General features: G+C 62.5%; 34 protein-coding genes. 31 read left to right on the plus strand and 3 right to left on the minus strand.

The features are described from left to right. Window positions 1-32 precede the first annotated feature (32 nt). The 31 genes from tuf (at window position 33) to ABQY64_RS05255 (ending at window position 19,423) form a co-directional block, all read left to right on the plus strand. Window positions 33-1,223 carry an elongation factor Tu gene (tuf, locus tag ABQY64_RS05105; protein WP_024938571.1) on the plus strand — a complete coding sequence of 397 codons (1,191 nt, stop codon included), beginning with the start codon at window positions 33-35 and terminating at the stop codon, window positions 1,221-1,223. A 466-nt stretch (window positions 1,224-1,689) separates the two neighbouring features. Further along, a complete protein-coding gene (gene rpsJ / locus ABQY64_RS05110; RefSeq protein ID WP_003486723.1) occupies window positions 1,690-2,001 on the plus strand; it encodes a 30S ribosomal protein S10 in 312 nt (103 codons plus the stop codon). Between the two features lie 11 nt (window positions 2,002-2,012). After that, entirely contained in the window at window positions 2,013-2,663 is a 651-nt protein-coding gene (rplC, locus tag ABQY64_RS05115) for a 50S ribosomal protein L3 (protein WP_047125911.1), read from the plus strand. A 12-nt stretch (window positions 2,664-2,675) separates the two neighbouring features. Next, window positions 2,676-3,281, plus strand: coding sequence for a 50S ribosomal protein L4 (rplD, locus tag ABQY64_RS05120; RefSeq protein ID WP_016900669.1), 606 nt, complete (start codon window positions 2,676-2,678; stop codon window positions 3,279-3,281). Continuing rightward, window positions 3,278-3,577, plus strand: coding sequence for a 50S ribosomal protein L23 (gene rplW, locus ABQY64_RS05125; protein ID WP_002811694.1), 300 nt, complete (start codon window positions 3,278-3,280; stop codon window positions 3,575-3,577). Before rplD ends, rplW begins: the two co-directional genes overlap by 4 nt. Window positions 3,578-3,587: 10 nt before the next feature. Next, window positions 3,588-4,415 carry a 50S ribosomal protein L2 gene (rplB, locus tag ABQY64_RS05130; protein WP_003486715.1) on the plus strand — a complete coding sequence of 276 codons (828 nt, stop codon included), beginning with the start codon at window positions 3,588-3,590 and terminating at the stop codon, window positions 4,413-4,415. 6 nt (window positions 4,416-4,421) lie between these two features. Further along, window positions 4,422-4,691, plus strand: coding sequence for a 30S ribosomal protein S19 (gene rpsS, locus ABQY64_RS05135; RefSeq protein WP_005993369.1), 270 nt, complete (start codon window positions 4,422-4,424; stop codon window positions 4,689-4,691). A 12-nt stretch (window positions 4,692-4,703) separates the two neighbouring features. After that, a complete protein-coding gene (gene rplV / locus ABQY64_RS05140) occupies window positions 4,704-5,039 on the plus strand; it encodes a 50S ribosomal protein L22 (protein WP_002811686.1) in 336 nt (111 codons plus the stop codon). A gap of 17 nt (window positions 5,040-5,056) precedes the next feature. Continuing rightward, complete coding sequence (gene rpsC, locus ABQY64_RS05145) at window positions 5,057-5,791, plus strand: 30S ribosomal protein S3 (RefSeq protein WP_024938565.1); 735 nt, start codon at window positions 5,057-5,059, stop codon at window positions 5,789-5,791. A 5-nt stretch (window positions 5,792-5,796) separates the two neighbouring features. Continuing rightward, on the plus strand, window positions 5,797-6,210 hold the full coding sequence (gene rplP, locus ABQY64_RS05150; protein WP_011036127.1) for a 50S ribosomal protein L16: 414 nt from the start codon (window positions 5,797-5,799) through the stop codon (window positions 6,208-6,210). Then, window positions 6,210-6,395: a 50S ribosomal protein L29 gene (gene rpmC, locus ABQY64_RS05155; protein ID WP_006450638.1), complete on the plus strand. Its 186-nt coding sequence runs from the start codon at window positions 6,210-6,212 to the stop codon at window positions 6,393-6,395. Before rplP ends, rpmC begins: the two co-directional genes overlap by 1 nt. Window positions 6,396-6,406: 11 nt before the next feature. Continuing rightward, entirely contained in the window at window positions 6,407-6,676 is a 270-nt protein-coding gene (gene rpsQ, locus ABQY64_RS05160; protein WP_016900663.1) for a 30S ribosomal protein S17, read from the plus strand. 14 nt (window positions 6,677-6,690) lie between these two features. After that, the gene (gene rplN, locus ABQY64_RS05165) at window positions 6,691-7,059 is read left to right on the plus strand and encodes a 50S ribosomal protein L14 (protein ID WP_003486699.1); all 369 of its coding nucleotides are present in this window, start codon (window positions 6,691-6,693) and stop codon (window positions 7,057-7,059) included. Between the two features lie 15 nt (window positions 7,060-7,074). Continuing rightward, a complete protein-coding gene (gene rplX, locus ABQY64_RS05170; protein WP_003486696.1) occupies window positions 7,075-7,392 on the plus strand; it encodes a 50S ribosomal protein L24 in 318 nt (105 codons plus the stop codon). Window positions 7,393-7,403: 11 nt separating this feature from the next. Continuing rightward, a complete protein-coding gene (rplE, locus tag ABQY64_RS05175) occupies window positions 7,404-7,946 on the plus strand; it encodes a 50S ribosomal protein L5 (protein ID WP_010371090.1) in 543 nt (180 codons plus the stop codon). A gap of 18 nt (window positions 7,947-7,964) precedes the next feature. After that, window positions 7,965-8,270 carry a 30S ribosomal protein S14 gene (rpsN, locus tag ABQY64_RS05180; protein ID WP_005917137.1) on the plus strand — a complete coding sequence of 102 codons (306 nt, stop codon included), beginning with the start codon at window positions 7,965-7,967 and terminating at the stop codon, window positions 8,268-8,270. A 205-nt stretch (window positions 8,271-8,475) separates the two neighbouring features. After that, entirely contained in the window at window positions 8,476-8,874 is a 399-nt protein-coding gene (rpsH, locus tag ABQY64_RS05185) for a 30S ribosomal protein S8 (protein ID WP_010371096.1), read from the plus strand. 15 nt (window positions 8,875-8,889) lie between these two features. Further along, complete coding sequence (gene rplF, locus ABQY64_RS05190; protein WP_016900656.1) at window positions 8,890-9,417, plus strand: 50S ribosomal protein L6; 528 nt, start codon at window positions 8,890-8,892, stop codon at window positions 9,415-9,417. A gap of 88 nt (window positions 9,418-9,505) precedes the next feature. Then, window positions 9,506-9,865 carry a 50S ribosomal protein L18 gene (gene rplR, locus ABQY64_RS05195; RefSeq protein WP_016900655.1) on the plus strand — a complete coding sequence of 120 codons (360 nt, stop codon included), beginning with the start codon at window positions 9,506-9,508 and terminating at the stop codon, window positions 9,863-9,865. Window positions 9,866-10,024: 159 nt separating this feature from the next. Continuing rightward, window positions 10,025-10,567, plus strand: coding sequence for a 30S ribosomal protein S5 (gene rpsE / locus ABQY64_RS05200; protein WP_003486682.1), 543 nt, complete (start codon window positions 10,025-10,027; stop codon window positions 10,565-10,567). Continuing rightward, window positions 10,560-10,751 carry a 50S ribosomal protein L30 gene (gene rpmD, locus ABQY64_RS05205; protein WP_024938563.1) on the plus strand — a complete coding sequence of 64 codons (192 nt, stop codon included), beginning with the start codon at window positions 10,560-10,562 and terminating at the stop codon, window positions 10,749-10,751. The genes rpsE and rpmD overlap by 8 nt, the downstream gene beginning before the upstream one ends. Before the next feature lie 4 nt (window positions 10,752-10,755). Then, complete coding sequence (gene rplO, locus ABQY64_RS05210) at window positions 10,756-11,199, plus strand: 50S ribosomal protein L15 (RefSeq protein WP_016900650.1); 444 nt, start codon at window positions 10,756-10,758, stop codon at window positions 11,197-11,199. Between the two features lie 7 nt (window positions 11,200-11,206). After that, window positions 11,207-12,574 carry a preprotein translocase subunit SecY gene (secY, locus tag ABQY64_RS05215; RefSeq protein WP_016900648.1) on the plus strand — a complete coding sequence of 456 codons (1,368 nt, stop codon included), beginning with the start codon at window positions 11,207-11,209 and terminating at the stop codon, window positions 12,572-12,574. 332 nt (window positions 12,575-12,906) lie between these two features. After that, window positions 12,907-13,263: a 30S ribosomal protein S13 gene (gene rpsM / locus ABQY64_RS05220; RefSeq protein WP_003486672.1), complete on the plus strand. Its 357-nt coding sequence runs from the start codon at window positions 12,907-12,909 to the stop codon at window positions 13,261-13,263. A gap of 10 nt (window positions 13,264-13,273) precedes the next feature. Further along, window positions 13,274-13,666, plus strand: coding sequence for a 30S ribosomal protein S11 (gene rpsK / locus ABQY64_RS05225; RefSeq protein ID WP_003486671.1), 393 nt, complete (start codon window positions 13,274-13,276; stop codon window positions 13,664-13,666). Between the two features lie 15 nt (window positions 13,667-13,681). Next, window positions 13,682-14,308 carry a 30S ribosomal protein S4 gene (gene rpsD / locus ABQY64_RS05230; RefSeq protein ID WP_002811641.1) on the plus strand — a complete coding sequence of 209 codons (627 nt, stop codon included), beginning with the start codon at window positions 13,682-13,684 and terminating at the stop codon, window positions 14,306-14,308. Between the two features lie 53 nt (window positions 14,309-14,361). Beyond that, the gene (locus ABQY64_RS05235) at window positions 14,362-15,360 is read left to right on the plus strand and encodes a DNA-directed RNA polymerase subunit alpha (protein WP_349779254.1); all 999 of its coding nucleotides are present in this window, start codon (window positions 14,362-14,364) and stop codon (window positions 15,358-15,360) included. A gap of 181 nt (window positions 15,361-15,541) precedes the next feature. Then, entirely contained in the window at window positions 15,542-15,925 is a 384-nt protein-coding gene (gene rplQ, locus ABQY64_RS05240; protein ID WP_003486665.1) for a 50S ribosomal protein L17, read from the plus strand. A gap of 324 nt (window positions 15,926-16,249) precedes the next feature. Next, window positions 16,250-16,768 carry a disulfide bond formation protein B gene (locus tag ABQY64_RS05245; RefSeq protein WP_024938561.1) on the plus strand — a complete coding sequence of 173 codons (519 nt, stop codon included), beginning with the start codon at window positions 16,250-16,252 and terminating at the stop codon, window positions 16,766-16,768. 48 nt (window positions 16,769-16,816) lie between these two features. Next, window positions 16,817-18,208: a class II 3-deoxy-7-phosphoheptulonate synthase gene (locus ABQY64_RS05250; protein WP_039530484.1), complete on the plus strand. Its 1,392-nt coding sequence runs from the start codon at window positions 16,817-16,819 to the stop codon at window positions 18,206-18,208. 87 nt (window positions 18,209-18,295) lie between these two features. Further along, the gene (locus ABQY64_RS05255; protein WP_047128220.1) at window positions 18,296-19,423 is read left to right on the plus strand and encodes a mechanosensitive ion channel family protein; all 1,128 of its coding nucleotides are present in this window, start codon (window positions 18,296-18,298) and stop codon (window positions 19,421-19,423) included. Here ABQY64_RS05255 and ABQY64_RS05260 read toward each other — a convergent pair. The 3 genes from ABQY64_RS05260 to typA form a co-directional block, all read right to left on the minus strand. Continuing rightward, entirely contained in the window at window positions 19,413-21,020 is a 1,608-nt protein-coding gene (locus ABQY64_RS05260) for an amidase (RefSeq protein ID WP_349779263.1), read from the minus strand. The two genes, ABQY64_RS05255 and ABQY64_RS05260, sit on opposite strands and share 11 nt — an antisense overlap. Window positions 21,021-21,125: 105 nt before the next feature. Then, window positions 21,126-21,545, minus strand: a complete 420-nt coding sequence (locus ABQY64_RS05265) for a DUF2127 domain-containing protein (RefSeq protein WP_349779262.1) — start codon at window positions 21,543-21,545, stop codon at window positions 21,126-21,128. A gap of 70 nt (window positions 21,546-21,615) precedes the next feature. Beyond that, window positions 21,616-23,445 (minus strand): translational GTPase TypA, encoded by a 1,830-nt coding sequence (typA, locus tag ABQY64_RS05270; protein ID WP_016904579.1) that lies wholly within the window; start codon window positions 23,443-23,445, stop codon window positions 21,616-21,618. Between the last annotated feature and the right edge of the window lie 104 nt (window positions 23,446-23,549).

Here is a 23,549-nt window from a genome sequence, read left to right on the forward strand (position 1 = left end):
CTCACAAATTTTTCAATTAGAGGTAGTTAGTCATGGCAAAAGCTAAATTTGAGCGCACCAAGCCGCACGTGAACGTCGGCACCATCGGTCACGTCGACCATGGCAAGACCACGTTGACAGCCGCGCTGACCAAGATCGGTGCTGAGCGTTTCGGTGGCGAGTTCAAGGCGTATGACGCGATCGACGCGGCGCCGGAAGAGAAGGCGCGCGGCATCACGATTTCGACCGCTCACGTCGAATACGAATCCCCGAACCGTCACTACGCGCACGTCGATTGCCCCGGCCACGCCGACTACGTCAAGAACATGATCACCGGTGCGGCGCAGATGGACGGCGCGATCCTGGTGTGTTCGGCTGCTGACGGCCCGATGCCGCAGACCCGTGAGCACATCCTGCTCTCGCGTCAGGTCGGTGTGCCGCATATCGTCGTGTTCCTGAACAAGGCCGACATGGTCGACGACGCCGAGCTGCTCGAGCTGGTCGAAATGGAAGTGCGCGAGCTGCTCAGCAAGTACGACTTCCCGGGCGATGACACCCCGATCATCCACGGTTCGGCGCGTCTGGCGCTGGACGGCGATCAGAGCGACATCGGCGTGCCGGCGATCCTGAAGCTGGTCGACGCGCTCGACACCTTCATCCCGGAGCCGACCCGCGACGTTGACCGTCCGTTCCTGATGCCGGTCGAAGACGTGTTCTCGATCTCCGGCCGCGGCACCGTGGTGACCGGTCGTATCGAGCGCGGCATCATCAAGGTTGGCGACGAAATCGAAATCGTCGGTATCCGCGACACGCAGAAGACCACCGTCACCGGCGTGGAAATGTTCCGCAAGCTGCTCGACCAGGGTCAGGCAGGCGACAACGCCGGTCTGCTGCTGCGCGGCACCAAGCGTGACGACGTCGAGCGTGGCCAGGTGCTGTGCAAGCCGGGTTCGATCAAGCCGCACACCGAGTTCGAAGCCGAAGTCTATGTGTTGTCCAAGGACGAGGGTGGCCGTCATACCCCGTTCTTCAAGGGCTACCGTCCGCAGTTCTACTTCCGCACCACCGACATCACTGGCGCTTGCCAGCTGCCGGAAGGCGTGGAGATGGTGATGCCGGGCGACAACGTGAAGATGGTCGTGACCCTGATCAACCCGGTCGCGATGGACGAAGGCCTGCGCTTCGCCATCCGTGAAGGCGGTCGTACCGTCGGCGCTGGTGTGGTTGCCAAGATCATCAAGTAAGTCCTGCAGCCCGGCGGCTTTCAGTCGCTGGATCTGCAAAAGGGAGGGTCGGCGCAAGCCGGCCCTTTTTTTGTGCGCCAGGCCGGGTGGACATGCACAAGACAGCGTATTGACGGAGCAGGGCGCTTGCACAGGTAAAAGTCCATCGCTATAATGCGCTGCTCAGTGTCCCTGGGTAGGGCGCTGAGTTACAGCGAAAAGAACGGCAGGATGCCGCTCGTGTTCGCCAGACCGGGAAGGTCGCGTTGCATGGAGCACTCAACAACTCACATGTTGTTGACCGTGCTCTTGTTGCGCATTATACTTTTCCGTCTGGGCAGGCCGGTTTACCGGTCTGCCTCAGTTTTTGGGCGGAGGAAATGCCCTCGTCAGCAGGATGCATGGCGATTTCATCTACGTCAGGAATATCGGGGCAGGTATCCCAGAGGCCTTGCCCGTCGCTCTTTTAACGAAGGAAGCTTCCGTCATGTCGGAACAAAAGATCCGGATTCGGTTGAAGGCGTTCGATCATCGTTTGATCGACCGTTCGGCCAGCGAGATCGTCGAAACGGCTAAGCGGACCGGCGCGCAAGTGCGTGGCCCGATCCCGTTGCCGACCAAGATCGAACGTTACACCATCCTCGTATCCCCGCATGCCGACAAGGATGCGCGTGACCAATACGAAACCCGCACGCACAAGCGTGTGCTCGATATCGTCGACCCGAACGACAAGACCGTGGACGCGCTGATGAAGCTCGAACTCGCGGCTGGCGTCGACGTTCAGATCAAGTTGACCTGAGGACTACGACCATGACGAAGAAATATTCGTTGGGCTTCGTAGGCCGCAAGGCTGGTATGAGCCGCGTCTTCACTGAAGACGGTCGCTCGGTACCGGTCACGCTGATCGAAGCAACTCCAAACCGCATCGCGCAGATCAAGACCGTCGAAGCTGATGGCTACAGCGCTGTGCAGATTACCGTTGGTACCCGTCGTGCCGCGCTGGTCAACAAGCCGGCTGCTGGCCACTTCGCCAAGGCGAAGGTGGAAGCGGGTCGCGGCCTGTGGGAATTCCGCGTTGAAGACGCTCAGCTCGGCGATTTCGCCGTCGGCGGCGAAATCAAGGCGGACATCTTCGAGGTCGGCCAGAAGGTCGACGTCCAGGGCGTCACCAAGGGTAAGGGTTTCCAGGGCACCATCAAGCGCTACAACTTCCGTATGGGCGATGCAACTCACGGTAACTCGCTGTCGCATCGCGCGCCGGGTTCGTTGGGTCAGCGCCAGACCCCGGGTCGCGTTTTCCCGGGTAAGAAGATGTCGGGCCACATGGGTGCCGTGCAGCAAAGCACGCAGAACCTGGAAGTGGTCAAGGTCGACGTCGAGCGTGGTCTGATTGCTATCCGCGGCGCCGTGCCTGGCGCAGCTGGTGGCGACGTGATCGTCCGTCCGGCGAGCAAGGCATAAGGAGAGATGACGATGGAACTCGTTATCACGGGTAGCAACAACAAGGTCTCGGTCTCCGATGCCGTGTTCGGTCGCGAATTCAGCGAAGATCTGGTTCACCAGGTCGTCGTCGCTTATCGCAATGCCGGTCGCGCTGGTACCAAGGCTCAGAAGACGCGTTCGGAAGTTGCGGGCACGACCAAGAAGTCGAAGAAGCAGAAGGGCGGCGGTGCGCGTCATGGCGCGCTGACGGCTCCGATCTTCGTCGGCGGCGGCGTGACCTTCGCGGCCAAGCCGCGCAGCTTCGAACAGAAAGTCAACCGCAAGATGTACCGTGCGGCCATCTGCGCGATCTTCTCTGAGCTTAACCGCCAGGGTCGCCTGATGATCGTCGATGCGTTCGACGTCGAAACCACCAAGACCCAGGGTCTGATCGAGAAGCTGAAGGGACTGGACGTGGGCAAGCGCCCGCTGATCGTCACCGAGGAAGCGTCCGAGCACCTGTATCTGTCCGCCCGCAATCTGCCGTATGTGCAGGTGCGTGATGTGCAGGGTCTGGATCCGGTCGCTCTGGTCGGGGCCGATACGGTCGTGATCACCGCCGATGCGGTCAAGAAGGTCGAGGAGTGGCTGGCATGAGCAGCAACGAAAAAATCTTCAGCGTGCTGCGTGCTCCGCGAGTCTCCGAAAAGACCGCGCGCCTGCAGGAAATCTCCAACCAGTATGTCTTCGAAGTTTCGAACGAAGCCACCAAGGCCGATGTAAAGGCCGCGGTTGAGCAGCTGTTCGACGTCAAGGTCAAAGCGGTCAACGTGGTCAACGTCAAGGGCAAGAGCAAGTCCTTCCGTAACCGTGCTGGCAGCCGTGGCAATTGGCGCAAGGCGTACGTCCGCCTGGTTGATGGTCAGTCCATCGACGTAACGGCCAAGGCCTGAGGTCCATCCCATGCCATTGATGAAGTTCAAACCCACCTCTCCCGGCCGTCGTTCCGCCGTGCGCGTGGTTACTCCCGATCTGCACAAGGGCGCACCGCACGCGGCGCTGCTCGACTCGCAGAGCAAGTCCGGTGGTCGTAACCACCATGGCCGCATCACCGTGCGTCACGTCGGTGGTGGCCACAAGCAGCACTACCGCATCATCGACTTCAAGCGCAACAAGGAAGGCATTCCGGCGCGTGTGGAGCGGATCGAATACGATCCGAACCGTACCGCTCATATCGCCCTGCTGTGCTACGTCGACGGCGAGCGTCGCTACATCATCGCCCCCAAGGGCTTGAAGGCTGGCGATCAGGTCATTGCCGGTGCCAACGCACCGATCAAGACCGGCAACACGCTGCCGCTGCGCAACATCCCGGTCGGTACGACGGTCCACGGTATCGAGCTGAAGCCGGGTAAGGGCGCTCAGATCGCACGTGCTGCCGGTGCAGCCGTCCAGCTGGTCGCTCGCGAAGGCATCTATGCCACGCTGCGTCTGCGCTCGGGCGAAATGCGCAAGGTGCCGGTCGAGTGCCGCGCCACCATCGGCGAAGTCGGCAACGACGAGCACAACCTCGAGAAGCTGGGCAAGGCTGGCGCCAAGCGCTGGCGCGGTGTTCGTCCGACCGTTCGCGGTGCGGCCATGAACCCGGTCGATCACCCGCACGGTGGTGGTGAGGCCAAGGCTGGCCAGGGTAATCCGCATCCGGTCACCCCGTGGGGTGTTCCGACCAAGGGTTACAAGACGCGCAAGAACAAGCGCACCCAGCAATTCATCGTCCGCGATCGTAGGGGCTAATCGACCATGGCACGTTCACTTAAGAAGGGCCCGTTCGTCGATCACCACCTTGCAAAGAAGGTGGAGTCCGCTGCGGGTAGCAAGAAGCCGATCAAGACCTGGTCGCGCCGTTCGATGATCCTGCCGGAAATGGTAGGCATCACCATCGCCGTGCATAACGGCAAGAACCACATTCCGGTGCTCGTCAACGAGAATATGGTCGGCCACAAGCTCGGCGAATTTGCCGTCACCCGGACCTTCAAGGGTCACGGTGGCGACAAGAAGTCGAGCAGGTAAGGAGAGATGACGATGGAAGCGAAAGCAATCCTGCGCACCGCGCGCATCTCCCCGCAGAAGGCCCGCCTGGTCGCTGACCAGGTGCGTGGACTGTCCGCCGAACGTGCGGTCAATCTGCTGAAGTTCTCGGACAAGAAGGCTGCGCACCTGATCAAAAAGGTTGTGGAGTCGGCTATTGCCAATGCCGAGAACAATCAGGGCGCGGATGTCGACGAGCTGAAGGTCAAGACCATCATGGTTGATGAAGGTCCCTCCCTGAAGCGTTTCATGGCGCGGGCGAAAGGCCGCGGTACCCGCATCCTCAAGCGCACCAGTCACATCACTGTGATTGTTGGCGCCGCCAAGTAAGCGGAAAGGAAAAGACCATGGGTCATAAAGTTCATCCGACTGGAATTCGCCTTGGCATCGCCAAGGACTGGAATTCCAAGTGGTACGCAAGCAAGGCCGACTTCGCCGCCTACCTGGCAGCCGACCTGAAAGTGCGTGAAATGCTGCGCAAGAAGCTCGCGCAGGCAGGTATCAGCAAGATCTTGATCGAGCGCCCTGCCAAAACCGCCCGCGTGACGATCCACACCGCCCGTCCGGGCGTGGTGATCGGCAAGCGTGGCGAGGACATCGAAAAGCTGCGTAAGGAAGTGAGCGCGATGATGGGTGTTCCTGCCCACATCAACGTCACCGAAGTGCGCAAGCCGGAGCTGGATGCGCAGCTGGTCGCCGAGTCGATCGCGCAGCAGCTTGAGCGTCGCATCATGTTCCGCCGCGCAATGAAGCGCTCGGTCGGCAACGCGATGCGCTTGGGTGCCCTGGGCATCAAGGTCAATGTGGCTGGCCGCCTCAACGGTGCAGAAATCGCCCGTTCGGAGTGGTACCGCGAAGGCCGCGTGCCGCTGCACACGCTACGTGCCGACATCGATTACGGTTTTGCCGAAGCGTCCACGACGTACGGCATCATCGGCATCAAGGTCTGGATCTATAAGGGTGAGGTCTTCGACTTCTCCCAGGTTGGCCAGGAGAAGCAGGACGACAGCCCGCGCAACGATCGTAACGATCGCGGCGACCGTGGTGACCGTCCTTCGCGCCCGGCTCGTGAAGCGAGGTAACGGCAATGTTGCAACCCAAGCGAACCAAATATCGCAAGATGCACAAGGGCCGTAACGACGGCCTGGCATGGAGCGGAAACGCCGTCAGCTTCGGCGAGTACGGCCTCAAGGCAACCGCGCACGGTCAGCTGACCGCGCGTCAGATTGAAGCAGCACGTCGTACGATCAGCCGCCACGTCAAGAAGGGCGGCAAGATGTGGATTCGTGTGTTCCCCGACAAGCCGATCACCAAGAAGCCGATCGAAGTCCGCATGGGCTCCGGTAAGGGTAACGTGGAGTACTGGGTCGCGCAGATTCAGCCGGGCCGCATGATCTATGAAATCGAGGGTATTCCCGAAGATATCGCACGTGAGGCGTTTCGCCTTGCCGCCGCGAAATTGTCGGTGACCACCACTTTCGTGACCCGGACGGTGCGCTGATGGATATCAAACAACTCCGCGAGAAGTCGGCTGACGAACTGAAGGCCCACCTGACCGATCTGCGTAAGGAGCAGTTCTCGCTCCGTATGCAGCAGGTCACCGGCCAGCTGCCGAAGACCCACGATACCCGCCGGGTGCGCCGCGAGATTGCTCGCGTCAAGTACCTGCTCGGCAGCACCAAGTAAGGACGGCCGCGATGAGCGACAACAACGAAAAGCAAGCGCTGCGCACGGTCGAAGGCCGTGTCGTCAGCAACAAGATGGACAAGACGGTCACCGTGTTGGTGGAGCGCCAGGTCAAGCACCCGTTGTACGGTAAGTACATCAAGCGCTCGTCCAAGCTCCACGCACACGACGCCGACAATGCCTGCAACGAAGGCGACGTCGTGCGTGTGACCGAGATTGCTCCAATGTCCAAGACCAAGAACTGGCGGGTGGTCGAAATCGTCACCCGTTCGGCCGAATAAGGGAGATCTGAATCATGATCCAGATGCAGAGCTACCTCGATGTCGCCGACAATTCGGGTGCCAAGGAAGTGATGTGCATCAAGGTGCTGGGCGGCTCCAAGCGCCGCTACGCACACATTGGCGACATCATCAAGGTGACCGTCAAGGACGCCATTCCGCGTGGCAAGGTCAAGAAGGGCGAAGTCTACGACGCCGTCGTGGTGCGTACCCGCAAGGGTGTGCGCCGTCCCGACGGTTCGCTGATCCGCTTCGATGGCAACGCCGCTGTGCTGTTGAACAATAAGCAGGAGCCGATCGGGACCCGCATCTTCGGGCCGGTGACGCGCGAGCTGCGTTCCGAGAAGTTCATGAAGATCGTCTCGCTCGCTCCCGAAGTGCTGTGAGCGGAGGACATATACATGGCTAACCGTATCAAGAAGGGCGACCAGGTCGTCATCAACACCGGCAAGGACAAGGGTAAGCAGGGTGAAGTTGTGCGTGTGGATGGCGATCGCGTGATCGTCTCCAATGCCAACGTCATCAAGCGCCACACCAAGCCGAACCCGCAGGCGGGTGTCGCCGGCGGCGTGGTCGAGCGTGAAGCGTCGATCCATATCTCCAACGTCAATATCGTCAACCCGGCAACGGGCAAGGGCGAGCGCGTTGGCTTCAAGGTGCTGGAGGATGGACGCAAATTGCGTGTGTTCCGCTCCAGCGGTGAGGCGCTCGACGCCTGAGGAATGCGATCATGAACACTCGTCTCGAAAAGTTTTACAAGGAAAACGTGGTGCCGGCCCTGATGAAGGAATTCGGCTACACCAATCCGATGGAAGTGCCGAAGCTGGTCAAGGTCACGCTCAACATGGGCGTGGGCGAGGCGGCTACCAACAAGAAGATTCTGGAAAATGCGGTCGCCGACATGTCCAAGATCTCCGGTCAGAAGCCGGTGGTCACCAAGTCGCGCGTTTCGGTCGCATCGTTCAAGATTCGTGACGGTTGGCCGATCGGCTGCAAGACCACCTTGCGTCGCGCCAAGATGTACGAGTTTCTGGATCGTCTGATCAACATCTCGCTGCCGCGCGTGCGCGACTTCCGTGGTGTTTCCGGTCGCTCCTTTGACGGTCGTGGCAACTTCAACATGGGTGTGAAGGAACAGATCATCTTCCCGGAAATCGACTTCGACGCCGTCGACGCGATTCGCGGTATGGATATCGCCATCACCACCACCGCCAAGACGGATGCGGAAGCGAAGGCGCTGCTGGCAGCGTTCAAGTTCCCGTTCCGTAACTGACCGTCGAGGACATCCGAAATGGCAAAGACCTCCATGATCCACCGCGACATCAAGCGTGCAAAGCTGGCGAAGAAATTCGCCGGCAAGCGTGATGCGCTGAAGAAAATCCTCTCCAGTCAGGATGCGTCCTACGAAGAGAAGATCGATGCGTCGACCAAGTTGCAGAAGCTGCCGCGCGATTCGTCGCCGAGCCGCCACCGCAACCGTTGCGAGTTGTCCGGTCGTCCGCGCGGTGTCTACCGCAAGTTCGGTCTGGGTCGCAACATGCTGCGCAAGGCCACGATGAACGGCGACGTTCCGGGCCTGCGCAAGGCAAGCTGGTAACAGCATTGCCGGCCGTTCGCGGCCGGCTTGAACAGGATGGTTCTGTTCAACAAGGGAGTCCGACGCAAGTCGGGCTCTTTTGTCGTATACTTCCGCTTCTGTCTTGCCCGCATGGGCCCGGCATGGCGCAAAGGGTCCTGGCCCATCCCCAGGAAAACACAAGATTTTCGCGAAAGCGGATATCGGTGCACTCAAAGGTACTCATATGAGCATGACTGATCCCATCGCCGACCTGCTGGTACGCATCAAGAATGCGGCCGCGGTCGGTAAGCAGACGGTGAAATTGCCGTCGTCCAAGATCAAGGTCGCGATCGCCCAGGTCCTGAAGGACGAGGGTTACATCACCGACTTGCGCGTGACAGCGACCGAGAACAACAAGTCGGAGCTGGAAATCGTGCTGAAGTATTTCGAAGGCCGTCCGGTCATCGAGACCCTGAAGCGTTTCTCGCGCTCGGGTCTGCGCCAGTACCGCGGCAAGACCGAGCTGCCCAAGGTCCTTGGCGGCCTGGGTATCGCCATCATCTCCACGTCGAAGGGCATCATGACCGATGCGCAGGCTCGCGAAGCCGGCGTTGGTGGTGAAGTCCTGTGCTTCGTGGCCTAAGGGAAGGAATCGATCATGTCCCGTGTAGCCAAGAAGCCTGTTTCCCTTCCGAAGGGTGTTGAACTCAAGGTCCAGCCCGAGCTGGTCAGCGTCAAGGGCCCGAAGGGCACCCTGACCCTGCCGAAGCCGGTTGGCGTCGAAATCGCCATCGACGGCGACGTTGCCACGCTGTCGGCCAACGAGCCGTCGCAGATTGCCATCACTGGCACCGTGCGCGCCATCCTGGCCAACATGGTCAAGGGTGTGTCCGAGGGCTTCGAGCGCAAGCTCGAGCTGGTCGGCGTCGGTTACCGTGCCGCCATGCAGGGCAAGGACCTGAGCCTGTCGCTCGGTTTCTCGCATCCGCTGGTGTTCGTGGCGCCGGAAGGCATCACGCTGTCGACCCCGACCCAGACCGAAATCGTGGTCCAGGGCGCCGACAAGCAGCGCGTCGGCGAAGTTGCCGCCAAGATTCGCGGTTTCCGTCCGCCGGAGCCCTATAAGGGCAAGGGTGTGAAGTACGCCGGTGAAGTCATCATTCGCAAGGAAGCCAAGAAGGCTTAATGGCGAGTCCCTCGCAAGAGCCCGCACATCCCTGTGCGGACTTTTGATAGGAGCACGCTTTCCCTTCAGCTTCCGTAGGATAAATATCATGAGCATCAACAAGAACATCGCCCGTCTGCGTCGCGCCAAGTCCACCCGTTCGCACATCCGTGAACTGGGCGTCGCTCGCCTGTCGGTGCTGCGCACCGGCCAGCATCTGTATGCGCAGGTCTTCACCGCCGACGGCTCCAAGGTGATCGCTGCGGCGAACACCCTGCAGGCCGACGTCAAGGAAGGCCTGAAGAACGGCAAGAACAGCGATGCGGCCGTCAAGGTCGGCAAGCTGATCGCCGAGCGCGCCAAGGCTGCGGGCATCGAGAAGGTCGCATTCGACCGCTCGGGCTACCGCTACCATGGCCGTATCAAGGCGCTGGCCGACGCAGCTCGCGAAGGCGGCCTGCAGTTCTAAGCACTGCTGCGGATGTGGCCATCGGCCACATTCGCGTTACCGCCGGCAGGGGAGATGCCGGACCGTCCCGTTCTTTTGCAACGGTGCCGGGAACACAGCGTGACTCCACAACCATAAGCGGCTTCGAGCCGTACATACTCAATCAATAAAGGAATCAAGATGGCAGAAGAACGTGCACCGCGGGGTCGTGATCGCGACCGTAACCGCGAAGAGAAAGTCGACGATGGCATGATCGAAAAGCTGGTCGCGGTCAATCGCGTCAGCAAGACGGTCAAGGGCGGTCGCCAGTTCACCTTCACCGCGCTGACCGTGGTCGGCGATGGTCTGGGCAAGGTCGGTTTCGGTTATGGTAAGGCGCGCGAAGTGCCGGTCGCCATTCAGAAGTCGATGGAGCAGGCGCGCAAGAACCTGGCCACTGTCGATCTGAACAACGGTACCTTGTGGCATGCCGTCAAGTCCGGCCATGGCGCAGCACGCGTCTACATGCAGCCGGCGTCGGAAGGTACGGGCGTCATCGCCGGCGGCGCCATGCGCGCTGTGCTGGAAGCGGTCGGCGTCAAGAACGTGCTGGCCAAGGCGGTTGGTTCGCGTAATCCGATCAACCTGGTCCGTGCAACCTTGAAGGGTCTGTCGGAAGTGCAGTCGCCGGCCCGTGTTGCGGCCAAGCGCGGCAAGAAGGTGGAGGAGCTCAACCATGGCTAAGGACACCAACAAGACCGTGAAGGTGCGCCTGGTGCGTGGCCTGCGTGGAACCCAGTCGCGTCACCGCCTGTCGGTGCGTGCGTTGGGCCTGAATAAGCTCAACGATGTGCGTGAACTGAAGGACAGCCCGCAGGTTCGCGGTCTGATCAACACCGTTCACTACCTCGTCAAGGTTGAGGACTAATCCCATGACTTTGCATCTCAATGACCTCAAGCCCGCCGACGGCGCCCGTACCGAGCGCACCCGCGTCGGTCGTGGCATCGGCTCCGGCCTTGGCAAGACCTGCGGCCGCGGCCACAAGGGTTCGTTCGCTCGCAAGGGCGGCGGCAAGATCAAGGCCGGCTTCGAAGGCGGCCAGACGCCGATGCAGCGCCGTCTGCCGAAGATCGGCTTCCGTTCCAAGATGGCGCGTGACAGTGCCGAAGTGTTGTCCTACCAGCTGGACAAGCTGGAAGCCGGTGAGATCGACTTCGCAGCGCTGCGTGCGGCCAATCTGGTCCCGAGCCGCGCCAAGAAGGCGAAGATCGTGCTGAAGGGCGAGCTGAGCAAGAAGTTCGTGCTGAAGGGTGTCGCCGCAAGTGCGGGCGCCAAGGCAGCAATCGAAGCTGCCGGCGGCAGCGTAGAGGAGTAATCGGCAGATGGCGCAGGCTGGCATTGGTAACCTCGGTGGCGGGCTCGGCAAGTTCACGGAACTTCGCCAGCGGCTACTGTTCGTCCTCGGGGCATTGATCGTCTATCGCATCGGCTGCTATGTGCCGGTGCCGGGCGTGAATCCCGATGCCATGCTTTCGTTGATGCAGGCGCAGGGCGGCGGCATCGTGGACATGTTCAACATGTTCTCGGGCGGCGCCCTGCACCGTTTCAGTATTTTTGCGTTGAACGTGATGCCGTATATCTCGGCATCGATCGTGATCCAGTTGGCCACGCACATCTTTCCCGCCCTCAAGGCGATGCAGAAGGAAGGCGAATCCGGCCGACGCAAGATCACCCAGTATTCGCGCATCGGTGCGGTCTTACTGGCGGTGGTGCAGGGCGGCAGTATCGCGCTGGCACTGCAGAACCAGACCGCGCCCGGTGGCGCTCCGGTGGTGTACGCGCCGGGCATGGGCTTTGTGCTCACCGCAGTGATTGCACTGACCGCCGGCACCATCTTCCTGATGTGGGTGGGTGAGCAGGTCACCGAGCGTGGCATCGGTAACGGTGTGTCGCTGATCATCTTTGCCGGCATCGTTGCAGGCCTCCCGTCGGCGGCAATCCAGACCGTCGAGGCCTTCCGCGAAGGCAATCTGAGCTTCATTTCGCTGCTGCTGATCGTCATCACCATTCTGGCGTTCACGCTGTTCGTGGTGTTTGTCGAGCGCGGGCAGCGACGTATCACGGTCAATTACGCGCGCCGCCAGGGCGGTCGCAATGCATACATGAACCAGACCTCGTTCCTGCCGCTGAAGCTCAACATGGCAGGCGTGATTCCGCCGATCTTCGCGTCCAGCATCCTGGCCTTCCCGGCCACGCTGTCGATGTGGTCCGGTCAGGCGGCATCGGGCAGTGGCGTAGGTTCGTGGCTGCAGAAGATTGCCAATGCGCTTGGGCCTGGTGAGCCGGTGCACATGCTGGTGTTCGCTGCGCTGATCATCGGCTTCGCGTTCTTCTATACCGCGCTGGTGTTCAACTCGCAGGAAACCGCTGACAACCTCAAGAAGTCGGGCGCACTGATTCCGGGTATCCGTCCGGGCAAGGCGACAGCTGACTATGTGGACGGCGTGCTGACCCGGCTGACCGCAGCGGGTTCGTTGTACCTGGTGATCGTCTGCCTGCTGCCGGAAATCATGCGCACCCAGCTGGGCACCTCGTTCCACTTCGGTGGTACGTCGTTGCTGATCGCCGTGGTGGTGGTGATGGACTTCATTGCACAGATCCAGGCCCATCTGATGTCGCATCAGTATGAGAGTCTGCTGAAGAAGGCCAACCTCAAGGGTGGCTCGCGCGGCGGTCTGGCGCGCAGTTAAGTGGTACACTAGATCTTCATTGCGTGAAGACGGCCTGGTTCCCGGGCCACGATCTTCCGATCAGAAGGGCGGCTCGCGCGACGTCTCGCGCGCGGGTGTGACGAGGTGGTCCTGTGCGGGAGTAGTACAGGCGATTCGGAGAAGTTTTCTGGATCAACATCGTCCGGCGCCGGAGCGAGGGCACACTCCCCACGCCGGGTCCATGGAACTTTTGGTTCCACGGGCTTCAGAGCAATCCGAGGCCTTGCTACAATTCCGAGTTCACTTTTGATCCATCCTGCCGGATGGCGCCTGGGCGCTGTCGGGCCATCACTCAGTTGGAGAATCGCGTCATGGCGCGTATTGCAGGCGTCAACCTGCCAGCCCAGAAGCACGTCTGGGTCGGGTTGCAAAGCATCTACGGCATCGGCCGTACCCGTTCGAAGAAGCTCTGCGAATCCGCAGGCGTTACCTCGACCACGAAGATTCGTGATCTGTCCGAACCCGAAATCGAGCGCCTGCGCGCCGAGGTCGGCAAGTATGTCGTCGAAGGCGACCTGCGCCGCGAAATCGGTATCGCGATCAAGCGACTGATGGACCTGGGCTGCTATCGCGGTCTGCGTCATCGCCGTGGTCTCCCGCTGCGTGGTCAGCGCACCCGTACCAACGCCCGCACCCGTAAGGGTCCGCGCAAGGCGATCAGGAAGTAAGGGATAGATCATGGCAAAGCCAGCAGAAAAGAAAACGAAGAAGAAGATCAAGCGCGTCATCACTGACGGCGTCGCTCACGTCCATGCTTCGTTCAACAACACCATCGTCACCATCACCGATCGCCAGGGCAATGCGCTGTCGTGGGCTACGTCCGGCGGCGCCGGTTTCCGTGGTTCGCGTAAGTCGACCCCGTTCGCTGCTCAGGTTGCCGCCGAAAAGGCTGGCCGCGCTGCGCTCGACTACGGCGTGAAGTCGCTGGAAGTACGTATCAAGGGTCCGGGTCCGGGCCGTGAGTCGGCCGTGCGTTCGTTGAACAACGTGGGCTACAAGATCACCAACATCATCGACGTGACGCCAATCCCGCACAACGGGTGCCGTCCGCCGAAGAAGCGTCGCGTCTAAAGGGAGCGATAAGAAATGGCTCGTTATATCGGTCCTACCTGTAAGCTCGCCCGCCGCGAAGGCGCCGACCTTTCCCTCAAGAGCCCGGCGCGTGCGCTGGACTCCAAGTGCAAGCTTGAGCAGAAGCCCGGCCAACACGGCGCGGCTCGCAAAGGCAAGCTCTCCGACTACGCTACCCAGCTGCGTGAAAAGCAGAAGGTCAAGCGCATCTACGGTTTGCTGGAACGTCAGTTCCGCAACTACTACAAGAAGGCCTCGACCAAGAAGGGCAACACCGGCGAGAACCTGCTGCAGTTGTTGGAAACCCGTCTGGACAACGTCTGCTACCGCATGGGCTTTGCCGTCACCCGTCCGGCCGCGCGCCAGCTGGTGTCGCACCGTGGCGTGCTGGTCAATGGCAAGTCGGTGAATCTGGCTTCGTACCAGATCAAGGCTGGCGATGCGATCACGCTGTCGGAAAAGGCACAGAAGCAGCTGCGCGTGCAGGAAGCCCTGACCGTGGCTGAGCAGCACGACATGACGCCGTCGTGGGTCGAGGTCGATTCGAAGAAGTTCAGCGGCGTGTTCAAGGCCGTTCCGGATCGCGCTGACCTGCCTTCGGATATCAACGAAGCGCTGATCGTCGAGTTGTATTCGAAGTAATTCACATTGGAGAGCCTCCGGCACCGCCGGAGGTTCGCAGGAGACCCCGCAACATGACGGTTACCGCCAACCAGGTTCTGCGCCCCCGTGGTCCGCAGATCGAACGTCTTACCGACAATCGCGCAAAGGTCGTGATCGAGCCCTTGGAGCGCGGTTACGGGCACACGCTGGGCAATGCCCTGCGTCGTGTGCTGTTGTCGTCGATCCCGGGTTTTGCGATCACCGAGGTCGAGATCGACGGCGTGCTGCACGAGTACACCACGGTCGAAGGGCTGCAGGAAGACGTGCTTGACGTCCTGCTCAACCTGAAAGACGTGGCGATTCGTATGCATAGTGGCGACAGCGCGACGCTGTCGTTGTCCAAGCAGGGTCCGGGCACGGTCACTGCGGCCGACATCAGGACCGATCACAACGTCGAGATCATCAATGGCGACCACGTGATCTGCCACCTGACCAAGGACACGGCGCTGAACATGCGCCTGAAGATCGAGCGTGGTTTCGGCTATCAGCCGGCTGCCGCGCGTCGTCGTCCGGATGAAGAGACCCGCACCATCGGTCGTCTGATGCTGGATGCGTCGTTCTCGCCGGTGCGTCGCGTTGCCTATGCCGTGGAAGCTGCGCGCGTTGAACAGCGCACCGACCTCGACAAGCTGGTGATCGATATCGAAACCAACGGCACGATCGATGCCGAGGAAGCCGTGCGCACCGCCGCCGACATCCTCAGCGATCAGCTGTCGGTGTTCGGCGATTTCACCCACCGCGATCGCGGTGCGGTCAAGCCGGCTGCCAGCGGCGTGGATCCGGTGCTGCTGCGCCCGATCGACGACCTCGAGCTGACCGTGCGTTCGGCCAACTGCCTGAAGGCCGAGAGCATCTACTACATCGGCGATCTGATCCAGAAGACCGAAGTGGAGCTGCTCAAGACCCCGAACCTCGGCAAGAAGTCGCTGACCGAAATCAAGGAAGTGCTGGCACAGCGCGGCCTTGCACTGGGCATGAAGCTGGAGAACTGGCCGCCGGCCGGTGTCGCCCAGCACGGCATGCTTGGTTAATGCATCACCGCATGGGCGTCTTCGGGCGCCCATGCTGTTTTTTTTACATCGACGGGCCAAAGCCCGCGGTGACATCCGGTCAAAGGACGGCCGGCTCGGACCAACCGCAGTCCATTCAACAGCGCCAGGATGGCGACAACGTCTCTCAAGCAGTCTCAACATTCCTTAGGAAATCACACTCATGCGTCACCAGAAATCCGGTCGTAAATTCAACCGCACCAGCGCGCACCGCGAAGCCATGTTCCGCAATATGGCCGCGTCGCTGTTCAAGCACGAGCTGATCAAGACCACCTTGCCGAAGGCCAAGGAACTGCGTCGCGTCGCCGAGCCGCTGATCACCATCGGCAAGGTCGATGGCGTTGCCAATCGTCGTCTGGCGTTCGCTCGCCTGCGCGACAAGGAAGCAGTGGGCAAGCTGTTCGTCGAGCTGGGCCCGCGTTACGCGACCCGTCCCGGCGGCTACCTGCGCATCCTGAAGGCCGGCTTCCGTGCCGGTGACAATGCGCCGATGGCGTATGTCGAGCTGGTCGACCGTCCGGTCGTCGCCGAGGAAGTGGCCGAGTAATCGGTTCGCTCTTCGCAAAGATTCTCGAAAAGCCCGGCTAGCGCCGGGCTTTTTTATGGCCGTTCCCGAACCATGGCGGTCGATCTTGGTATCGGTATTTCAGCGGCAGCGCGGCGACGTGCATGGCTCAACCATGATCAAGGGCGCCGCTGCAAGAGTGACCGTTTCCGGGTTGCATCGCCGGTCTGCAGGGTGGCGCATGACTGGCGACATGCATGGCTGCACCGGGCCTGCTGCCAGGCAACCTGCCCGATGCAGGCATCCGTGGTCACCGCGCCAGCGATGGCTGATAATCGGGCATTCGATCCTAGGCAAGCGGTAGCGATGAATCCATTTCGTTGGGGTTTCCGGGCGCAGTTTTTGCTGGGCTTTCTTGCCTGCGCAGGACTGCTTGCCTATGCGATCTATGTGCAGCTGCATCTTGGGCTGGAGCCTTGCCCGCTATGCATCTTCCAGCGGATCGCGTTTGCGGCGCTGGCGCTGTTGTTTCTGCTGGGCGCCTTGCATGGGCCGCGCGCAGCGGGCACGCGTAAGCTCTATGGCGTGCTGAGCTTCATCGCTGCCGGCGTCGGCATGGGCATCGCGGCGCGCCATGTCTGGGTGCAGATCCGGCCCAAGGACATGATGTCCTCGTGCGGGCCGCCGTTGAGCTTCCTGAGCGAAACGATGGGGCCGTTCGAAGTGTTCCGCACCGTGCTGACCGGCACCGGCGACTGCGGCAATATCGATTGGCGCTTTCTGGGCCTGAGCATGCCGATGTGGAGCATGCTGTGGTTTGTGGGCCTGGCGCTATGGGCGCTGTATGCCGGCTTCAGGCAGCGTGGTCCGCGCAAATTGTTCTGATCGTTTCGTTCCGGCGCTGGCCGGCGCCCGAGATTTCTGGAGTTCACGATGTCCGCTTCCCCTCATTCGTCCGTCAACCAGGCAGACCAGTGGTCGCCGCAGAGCTGGCGGCAGCGTCCGGCGCTGCAGATGCCGGTCTACCCGGACGCCGTTGCGCTGGAACACACGCTGGGCGAGTTGCGGCAGCTGCCGCCGCTGGTGACCTCCTGGGAAATCTTCGCGCTCAAGCGCCAGCTGGCGGAGGCGCAGGAAGGCAAGCGCTTCCTGCTGCAGGGCGGCGATTGCGCCGAGAACTTCAGCGATTGCGAATCGGGCACGATCTCCAATCGCCTGAAGGTGCTGCTGCAAATGAGCCTGGTGCTGGTGCATGGCCTGCACCTGCCGGTGGTGCGGGTAGGGCGCTTTGCCGGGCAGTACGCCAAGCCACGTTCGGCCGACACCGAAACCCGCGACGGGGTGACCTTGCCGAGCTACCGCGGCGATGTGATCAACGCGCCGGCCTTCACCGAAGCGGCGCGCGTGCCGGATCCGCAGCGCATGATCACCGCGCATTCGCGCTCGGCGATGACGATGAATTTCGTACGCGCCCTGATCGACGGCGGCTTTGCCGACCTGCACCATCCCGAATACTGGAATCTGGACTGGGTGGGGTATTCGCCGCTGGCGGCGGACTACCAGAAGATGGTGGCATCGATCGGCGACGCGGTGCGCTTCATGGAGACCCTGTCCGGCGCGGAGGTCTACAACCTCAACCGCATCGACTTCTACACTTCGCACGAGGCGCTCTTGCTGCCGTACGAAGAAGGCCTGACCCGGCAGGTGCCGCGCCAGTGGGGCTGGTTCAACCTGAGCACGCATTACCCGTGGATCGGCATGCGCACCGCCGCGCTGGATGGCGCGCATGTGGAATACCTGCGTGGCGTGCGTAACCCGATCGCGATCAAGGTAGGGCCGTCGGTGCAACCGGATCAGCTGTTGCGTCTGATCGACGTGCTCAATCCCGAAGACGAACCCGGCCGCCTGAGCTTCATCCATCGCATGGGCGCGGCGCAGATCGCCGAGAAGTTGCCGCCGCTGCTGGAGGCGGTCAAGCGCGATGGGCGTCGGGTGTTGTGGGTCTGCGATGCGATGCACGGCAACACCGAAAGCACCGGAAATGGCTATAAAACACGACGGTTCGACAATATCCGCAGCGAGGTCGAGTTGTCGTTCGATCTGCATGCGGCCGCCGGGACGCGGCTGGGCGGGGTGCATCTGGAACTGACCGGCGAAGACGTCACCGAATGCACCGGTGGTGCGCGCGAGCTGACCGAGCGCGACCTGGAACGCGCCTACCGCTCCAGCGTGGATCCGCGGCTGAACTACGAACAGTCGCTCGAAATCGCAATGGCGATCGTGCGCAAGCAACAGCAGGTGGCGTCGCAACCGCTGGGCGCGTGATGTCACCGTACGCATGACGTGATGCTCATGCCGCGTGCGGCATGATGCTGCAGCCATCCCTCTTTCCCCCCCCACAGGAGGAACGGTTTGACTGCCGATTGGAACGTCATCCGCGAATACGCAATTCCGCTTGGTGCCGCGCTGCTGGCGGGCATCGTCACCTGGTCGCTGATGCTGTGGCTGTTTCGCCGTATGCAGGGCCGCGACTATCGCCGCGCACGCATCATTCGTGTGGTCACGCTGCCGGCTGCCTTCATCCTGCCACTGCTGTTTCTGGGCGTGGCCACCGAAGCGACGCCGCTATCCGGCAAGGGGCTGGCGGCAATGCAGCATCTGCTGCACGTCGGCATCGTCGGCTGCGTGACCTGGCTGTTGGTGCGCGCCGTCGCCGCCGGCGAGATGGCGATCCTGCGCAGCAACCCGATCGAGGTGTCCGACAACCTCACCGCACGGCGCATCCAGACCCAGACACGCGTGCTGAGCCGGGTGGTGATGGGCGCGGTGATCCTGCTCGGCATCTCGGTGGTGCTGCTGACCTTTCCGCAGGTACGCCAGATCGGCAAGACGCTGCTGGCCTCGGCCGGCATCATCGGCCTGGTGGCCGGTATCGCGGCCAAGCCGGTGTTCGGCAACCTGATCGCTGGTCTGCAGATTGCCTTGACCCAGCCGATCCGGCTGGACGATGTGGTGATCGTGGAGGGCGAGTGGGGCCGTATCGAGGAAATCGGCAGCTCGTATGTGGTGGTGCGGATCTGGGACGAGCGGCGCATGGTGGTGCCGTTGACCTGGTGGATCGAGCACCCGTTCCAGAACTGGACTCGCAGCAGCGCCGACCTGCTCGGTACCGCATTCCTGTGGTTGGACTACCGCACCCCGATCGCGGCGGTGCGTGCCGAGCTGGAGCGCATCTGCAAGAGCGAGCCGCTGTGGGATGGACGCGTGTGCGTGACCCAGGTGACCGAAACCAGCGAGAGCACGATCCAGGTGCGCCTGCTGGTGAGTGCGCGCAATTCCGGCGATGCGTTCGATCTGCGCTGCATCAGCCGCGAGCGCATGATCGACTTCCTGACCCGCGAGCACCCTTACGCATTGCCCAGGATCCGCGCCGAAATCGCCGCGCAGGAAAAGCCACCCCTGCGTGCCGCCGCACCGATCGCCCAGGAGAGCGTGCGCTCGCCCGGTGCCGAAGACGGCGAGCCTGCGACTACGGTGTAGTAGCTGCAGGCGCGGCCGCTGGTGCGCTGGGCGCGGTCGGCGCATAGCGGGGCGCAACACGCGCCTTGCTTCGTTGTTCGTAGGCGTAGGCCAGTTCGATCAGGCGCGGCTCGCTCCAGGCACTGCCCATGAACAACAAGCCCAACGGCAGGCCCTTGGTCTGCCCCATCGGCACGCTCAGGCTGGGATAACCGGCCACCGCGGCTGCACCGTAGCCGGCTCCGGGAAAGGTATCGCCCTTGACCAGGTCGGTGACCCAGGCAGTACCGGTGGTCGGCACGATCAGCGCATCCAGGCGATTGGCCTGCAGCGCGGCGTCGATGCCGTCCGGCCCGGCCAGCCGTTTGGCAGTGGCGCGGGCCGTGAGATACGCGGCATCGTCCAGTCCGGCCGCGGCCTGCGCCTGCTCGAACAGCTCCTGCCCGAAGTAGGGCATCTCACGCTGCGCGTGGCTGCGATTGAAGGCGATCAATTGCTCCAGGCTCGACACCGGGGCGGCGTGGCTGCGCAGATACGCGTTCAGGCCGGCCTTGAACTCGACCAACAAGACCGTTTGCTCGGCGGCATCCCACTGGCCATCGGTTGCCAGGCTGGTTTCGATCACGGTGGCGCCGGCGGCGCGCAGCGTCTGCACGGCGCGCTCCAGCGTGGCGGCAATGGCCGGATCTTCGCGCAGGGGGTTGCGCAGCAGGCCAAGGCGGGCGCCGCGCAGGCCATCGGGCCTGAGATGCGCCAGATAGTCCGGTGTGGACGTCGGTGCAGTGCGCGCGGCCGGATCCTGCGGGTCAGGCGCGGCGATCGCCTGCAGCACGGCGGCCGCATCGGCGACGCTGCGCGTCATCGGGCCGGCGGTGTCCTGGCTGGCCGAGATCGGAATGATGCCGTCGCGGCTGACCAGGCCCACGGTCGGCTTGAGTCCGACCAGGCCGTTCACCGAGGCCGGGCAGGTGATGCTGCCGTCGGTTTCGGTGCCAATGCCGACCGTGGCCAGGCTGGCGGCGATCGCCGCGCCGGTGCCGGCACTGGAGCCGCAGGGATTGCGATCCAGCGCGTACGGATTGCGGGTCAGCCCGCCGCGTGCGCTCCAGCCGGAGCTGGACTTGGTGGAGCGGAAGTTGGCCCACTCGCTCAGGTTGGTCTTGCCCAGGATCACCGCGCCAGCGGCGCGCAGGCGCTGCACCAGAAACGCATCGCGGCCGGGCCTGAAATCGGCCAGCGCCAGCGAGCCGGCGCTGTTGACCATCGGCAGCGCATCGATGTTGTCCTTGAGCAGCACCGGAATGCCATGCAGGGGCCCGCGCACATGGCCGGTGCGGCGTTCGGCGTCCAATGCACGTGCGTCGGCTTCGGCCTGCGGGTTGAGTTCGATCACCGAATTGAGAGTGGGCCCGGCGCGATCGATGGTGGCCACACGCTGTAGATACGCGCGGGTCAGATCCAGGCTGCTGGTCGTGCCGGACGCCACGCGTGCCTGCAGACCGACGATGTCGGCGTCGATCAGATCGGCTTGCCTGGCAGTGGCTGCGTTGGCACCGGCCGAGGTCAGGCTTTCGGTATGGGCACAGCCGCACAGCGCAAGCAGCAGCGCGAAGGACAAGGTGGTGGATCGCATTGGCGGTGTTCCCCGGGGACTGCTCGCAGGCTAACGGCGCTGCGGCGGGGTGACAATGTGTATGACAAGCCCGCAGACGGGCAGGGTGGGTCAGCGGCGCCAGCGCTTGATCAGATCGCGTGCCAGCACGCCGACCACGATCAGATTGATCGCCAGCACGCCCCAGGCGGTCCAGCCGGGATGGCGGACGATGGCGTAGATATCGAACGGCAGGTAGATGGCCGCCGACAGGCAGCCCAGCAGTGACGCCCAGGCCTTGGCACGCCACAGACCCCAGGCTTCCACCACGTGCAACAGGCCATAGACCAGCATTGCGGCAGCGGCCAGATGGACGGCGTCGGGACTGATGGTCTTGAGCAACGACGGCAGTGCGCCGTGGTCGGGATCCAGGTTAAAGCGGCGGATCAACGTGCTGACCGCGTTCTGCAGCGGGAGCGGGCCCAGAATTTCCAGGCCCGTCGCCGCCAACAGCGCGAGCGTCCCCTTGACCGCCTCTAGCAAGGCGATCACATGCAGCCCCGGATGCGCACGCGGATCCGGGCTGTAGGGTGTGTTGCTCACGGAGATGGACGTCCCGTGCTTAGCCGGAACGGCCAGCGCGCTTGCGGTCGCTTTCGGTGAGGAACTTCTTGCGCAGGCGGATTTCCTTCGGGGTGACTTCGACCAGCTCGTCGTCCTCGATGAAGTCCAGTGCCTGCTCCAGCGTGTACTTGATCGCCGGGGTCAGCTTGATCGCATCGTCCTTGCCCGAGGCGCGCATGTTGGTCAGCGGCTTGGTCTTGATCGCGTTGACGGTCAGGTCGTTGTCCTTGGAGTGGATACCGACCAGCTGACCTTCGTACACGTTGTCACCTTCAGCAGCGAACAGACGGCCACGCTCTTCCAACGGCCCCAGCGCATAGGCCGGGGTGGCGCCCGCTGCGTTGGCAATCATCACGCCGTTCTGGCGCTTGGCGATCGCGCCCTGTTCCTTCGGACCGTAATGGTCGAACACGTGGAACAGCAGGCCCGAGCCCTGGGTCAGGGTGCGGAACTCGTTCTGGAAGCCGATCAGACCACGCGCCGGGATCATGTAGTCAAGGCGCACGCGGCCCTTGCCGTCCGGCTCCATGTTCTTCAGCTGGCCCTTGCGGGTGCCCAGCTTTTCCATCACGCCGCCCTGGTGCTGTTCTTCGATGTCCACCACCAGCTGTTCGATCGGCTCCATCTGCTTGCCGTCGATTTCCTTGATGATGACTTCCGGACGCGACACGGCCAGTTCGTAGCCTTCACGACGCATGTTCTCGATCAGCACCGACAGGTGCAGTTCGCCACGGCCGGAAACCAGGAACTTGTCGGCGTCGGAGCCTTCCTCGACCTTCAGTGCCACGTTGTGCACCTTCTCGCGGTCCAGACGGTCGCGCAGCTGGCGGCTGGTCAGGAACTTGCCGCCGGACAGGTCCTTGTTGCCGGCGAACGGCGAGTTGTTGACCTGGAAGGTCATCGAGATGGTGGGCTCGTCCACGGTCAGCGCCGGCAGCGCTTCCGGGGCGTCGAGCGCGCACACGGTGTCGGAAATGGTCAGCTCGGCCACGCCGGAGATGGCGACGATGTCGCCGGCCTCGGCGGTGTCCTGCTCGATGCGCTCCAGGCCGAGGAAGCCCAGCACCTGCAGCACCTTGCCCTGGCGCTTCTTGCCTTCGCGGTCGATCACGCTGACCGGCATGTTCTTCTTCAGCACGCCGCGCTGGATGCGGCCGATGCCGATCACGCCGACGAAGTTGTTGTAGTCCAGCTGGCTGATGCGCATCTGGAACGGGCCGTCCGGATCCACGTCCGGTGCCGACACGTGCTGCATGATCGCTTCGTACAGCGGGGTCATGTCGCCGTCGCGCACGCTCGAATCCAGGCTGGCGTAGCCGTTCAGGGCGGAGGTGTAGACGATCGGGAAGTCCAGCTGCTCGTCGGTTGCGCCGAGCTTGTCGAACAGGTCGAACACCTGGTCGATGACCCAGTCCGGGCGTGCGCCGGGACGGTCGATCTTGTTGACCACCACGATCGGCTTGAAGCCCATCGCGAACGCCTTCTGGGTCACGAAGCGGGTCTGCGGCATCGGGCCGTCCATCGCGTCGACCAGGATCAGCACCGAGTCCACCATCGACAGCACGCGCTCGACTTCGCCACCGAAGTCGGCGTGTCCCGGGGTGTCGACGATGTTGATGCGGTTGCCGTTCCAGGTGATGGCCGTGTTCTTGGCCAGGATCGTGATGCCACGCTCCTTTTCCTGATCGTTGCTGTCCATCACGCGCTCAGCCAGCACGGTGCGTTCGGACAGGGTGCCGGACTGCTTCAGCAGGCAGTCGACGAGGGTGGTCTTGCCATGGTCAACGTGCGCGACGATGGCGATATTGCGGAGTTTTTCGATAGACATGCGGAAAGGGCCCCTGTCTGGCGCCAGTCTTGAGATGAGGTAAGCCCGACATTATAGCGGTTTCGTTGCCGTGCCGTTGCGTTCGGCCGCCAAGCGGTCCAAAA

Source organism: Xanthomonas sp. WHRI 7065, from assembly GCF_040203115.2.
In the GTDB taxonomy this organism is placed as follows: Bacteria; Pseudomonadota; Gammaproteobacteria; order Xanthomonadales; family Xanthomonadaceae; genus Xanthomonas; species Xanthomonas arboricola.

Excerpts from the sequence above, each read along its gene's own strand:
- typA (WP_016904579.1), bottom strand. The coding sequence starts at position 23,445 with ATGTCTATCGAAAAACTCCGCAATATCGCCATCGTCGCGCACGTTGAC.
- rpsN (WP_005917137.1), top strand. The coding sequence starts at position 7,965 with ATGGCAAAGACCTCCATGATCCACCGCGACATCAAGCGTGCAAAGCTG.
- rpsH (WP_010371096.1), top strand. The coding sequence starts at position 8,476 with ATGAGCATGACTGATCCCATCGCCGACCTGCTGGTACGCATCAAGAAT.
- rpsJ (WP_003486723.1), top strand. The coding sequence starts at position 1,690 with ATGTCGGAACAAAAGATCCGGATTCGGTTGAAGGCGTTCGATCATCGT.
- rpsS (WP_005993369.1), top strand. The coding sequence starts at position 4,422 with ATGGCACGTTCACTTAAGAAGGGCCCGTTCGTCGATCACCACCTTGCA.
- rpsK (WP_003486671.1), top strand. The coding sequence starts at position 13,274 with ATGGCAAAGCCAGCAGAAAAGAAAACGAAGAAGAAGATCAAGCGCGTC.
- rplN (WP_003486699.1), top strand. The coding sequence starts at position 6,691 with ATGATCCAGATGCAGAGCTACCTCGATGTCGCCGACAATTCGGGTGCC.
- rpsE (WP_003486682.1), top strand. The coding sequence starts at position 10,025 with ATGGCAGAAGAACGTGCACCGCGGGGTCGTGATCGCGACCGTAACCGC.
- rplC (WP_047125911.1), top strand. The coding sequence starts at position 2,013 with ATGACGAAGAAATATTCGTTGGGCTTCGTAGGCCGCAAGGCTGGTATG.
- rplF (WP_016900656.1), top strand. The coding sequence starts at position 8,890 with ATGTCCCGTGTAGCCAAGAAGCCTGTTTCCCTTCCGAAGGGTGTTGAA.
- rpmD (WP_024938563.1), top strand. The coding sequence starts at position 10,560 with ATGGCTAAGGACACCAACAAGACCGTGAAGGTGCGCCTGGTGCGTGGC.
- ABQY64_RS05245 (WP_024938561.1), top strand. The coding sequence starts at position 16,250 with ATGAATCCATTTCGTTGGGGTTTCCGGGCGCAGTTTTTGCTGGGCTTT.
- tuf (WP_024938571.1), top strand. The coding sequence starts at position 33 with ATGGCAAAAGCTAAATTTGAGCGCACCAAGCCGCACGTGAACGTCGGC.
- ABQY64_RS05235 (WP_349779254.1), top strand. The coding sequence starts at position 14,362 with ATGACGGTTACCGCCAACCAGGTTCTGCGCCCCCGTGGTCCGCAGATC.
- rplO (WP_016900650.1), top strand. The coding sequence starts at position 10,756 with ATGACTTTGCATCTCAATGACCTCAAGCCCGCCGACGGCGCCCGTACC.
- rpsM (WP_003486672.1), top strand. The coding sequence starts at position 12,907 with ATGGCGCGTATTGCAGGCGTCAACCTGCCAGCCCAGAAGCACGTCTGG.
- rplW (WP_002811694.1), top strand. The coding sequence starts at position 3,278 with ATGAGCAGCAACGAAAAAATCTTCAGCGTGCTGCGTGCTCCGCGAGTC.
- rplD (WP_016900669.1), top strand. The coding sequence starts at position 2,676 with ATGGAACTCGTTATCACGGGTAGCAACAACAAGGTCTCGGTCTCCGAT.
- rplX (WP_003486696.1), top strand. The coding sequence starts at position 7,075 with ATGGCTAACCGTATCAAGAAGGGCGACCAGGTCGTCATCAACACCGGC.
- rplQ (WP_003486665.1), top strand. The coding sequence starts at position 15,542 with ATGCGTCACCAGAAATCCGGTCGTAAATTCAACCGCACCAGCGCGCAC.
- rpsQ (WP_016900663.1), top strand. The coding sequence starts at position 6,407 with ATGAGCGACAACAACGAAAAGCAAGCGCTGCGCACGGTCGAAGGCCGT.
- rplE (WP_010371090.1), top strand. The coding sequence starts at position 7,404 with ATGAACACTCGTCTCGAAAAGTTTTACAAGGAAAACGTGGTGCCGGCC.
- rplV (WP_002811686.1), top strand. The coding sequence starts at position 4,704 with ATGGAAGCGAAAGCAATCCTGCGCACCGCGCGCATCTCCCCGCAGAAG.
- secY (WP_016900648.1), top strand. The coding sequence starts at position 11,207 with ATGGCGCAGGCTGGCATTGGTAACCTCGGTGGCGGGCTCGGCAAGTTC.
- rpsD (WP_002811641.1), top strand. The coding sequence starts at position 13,682 with ATGGCTCGTTATATCGGTCCTACCTGTAAGCTCGCCCGCCGCGAAGGC.
- rplR (WP_016900655.1), top strand. The coding sequence starts at position 9,506 with ATGAGCATCAACAAGAACATCGCCCGTCTGCGTCGCGCCAAGTCCACC.
- rplB (WP_003486715.1), top strand. The coding sequence starts at position 3,588 with ATGCCATTGATGAAGTTCAAACCCACCTCTCCCGGCCGTCGTTCCGCC.
- rplP (WP_011036127.1), top strand. The coding sequence starts at position 5,797 with ATGTTGCAACCCAAGCGAACCAAATATCGCAAGATGCACAAGGGCCGT.
- rpsC (WP_024938565.1), top strand. The coding sequence starts at position 5,057 with ATGGGTCATAAAGTTCATCCGACTGGAATTCGCCTTGGCATCGCCAAG.
- ABQY64_RS05250 (WP_039530484.1), top strand. The coding sequence starts at position 16,817 with ATGTCCGCTTCCCCTCATTCGTCCGTCAACCAGGCAGACCAGTGGTCG.
- rpmC (WP_006450638.1), top strand. The coding sequence starts at position 6,210 with ATGGATATCAAACAACTCCGCGAGAAGTCGGCTGACGAACTGAAGGCC.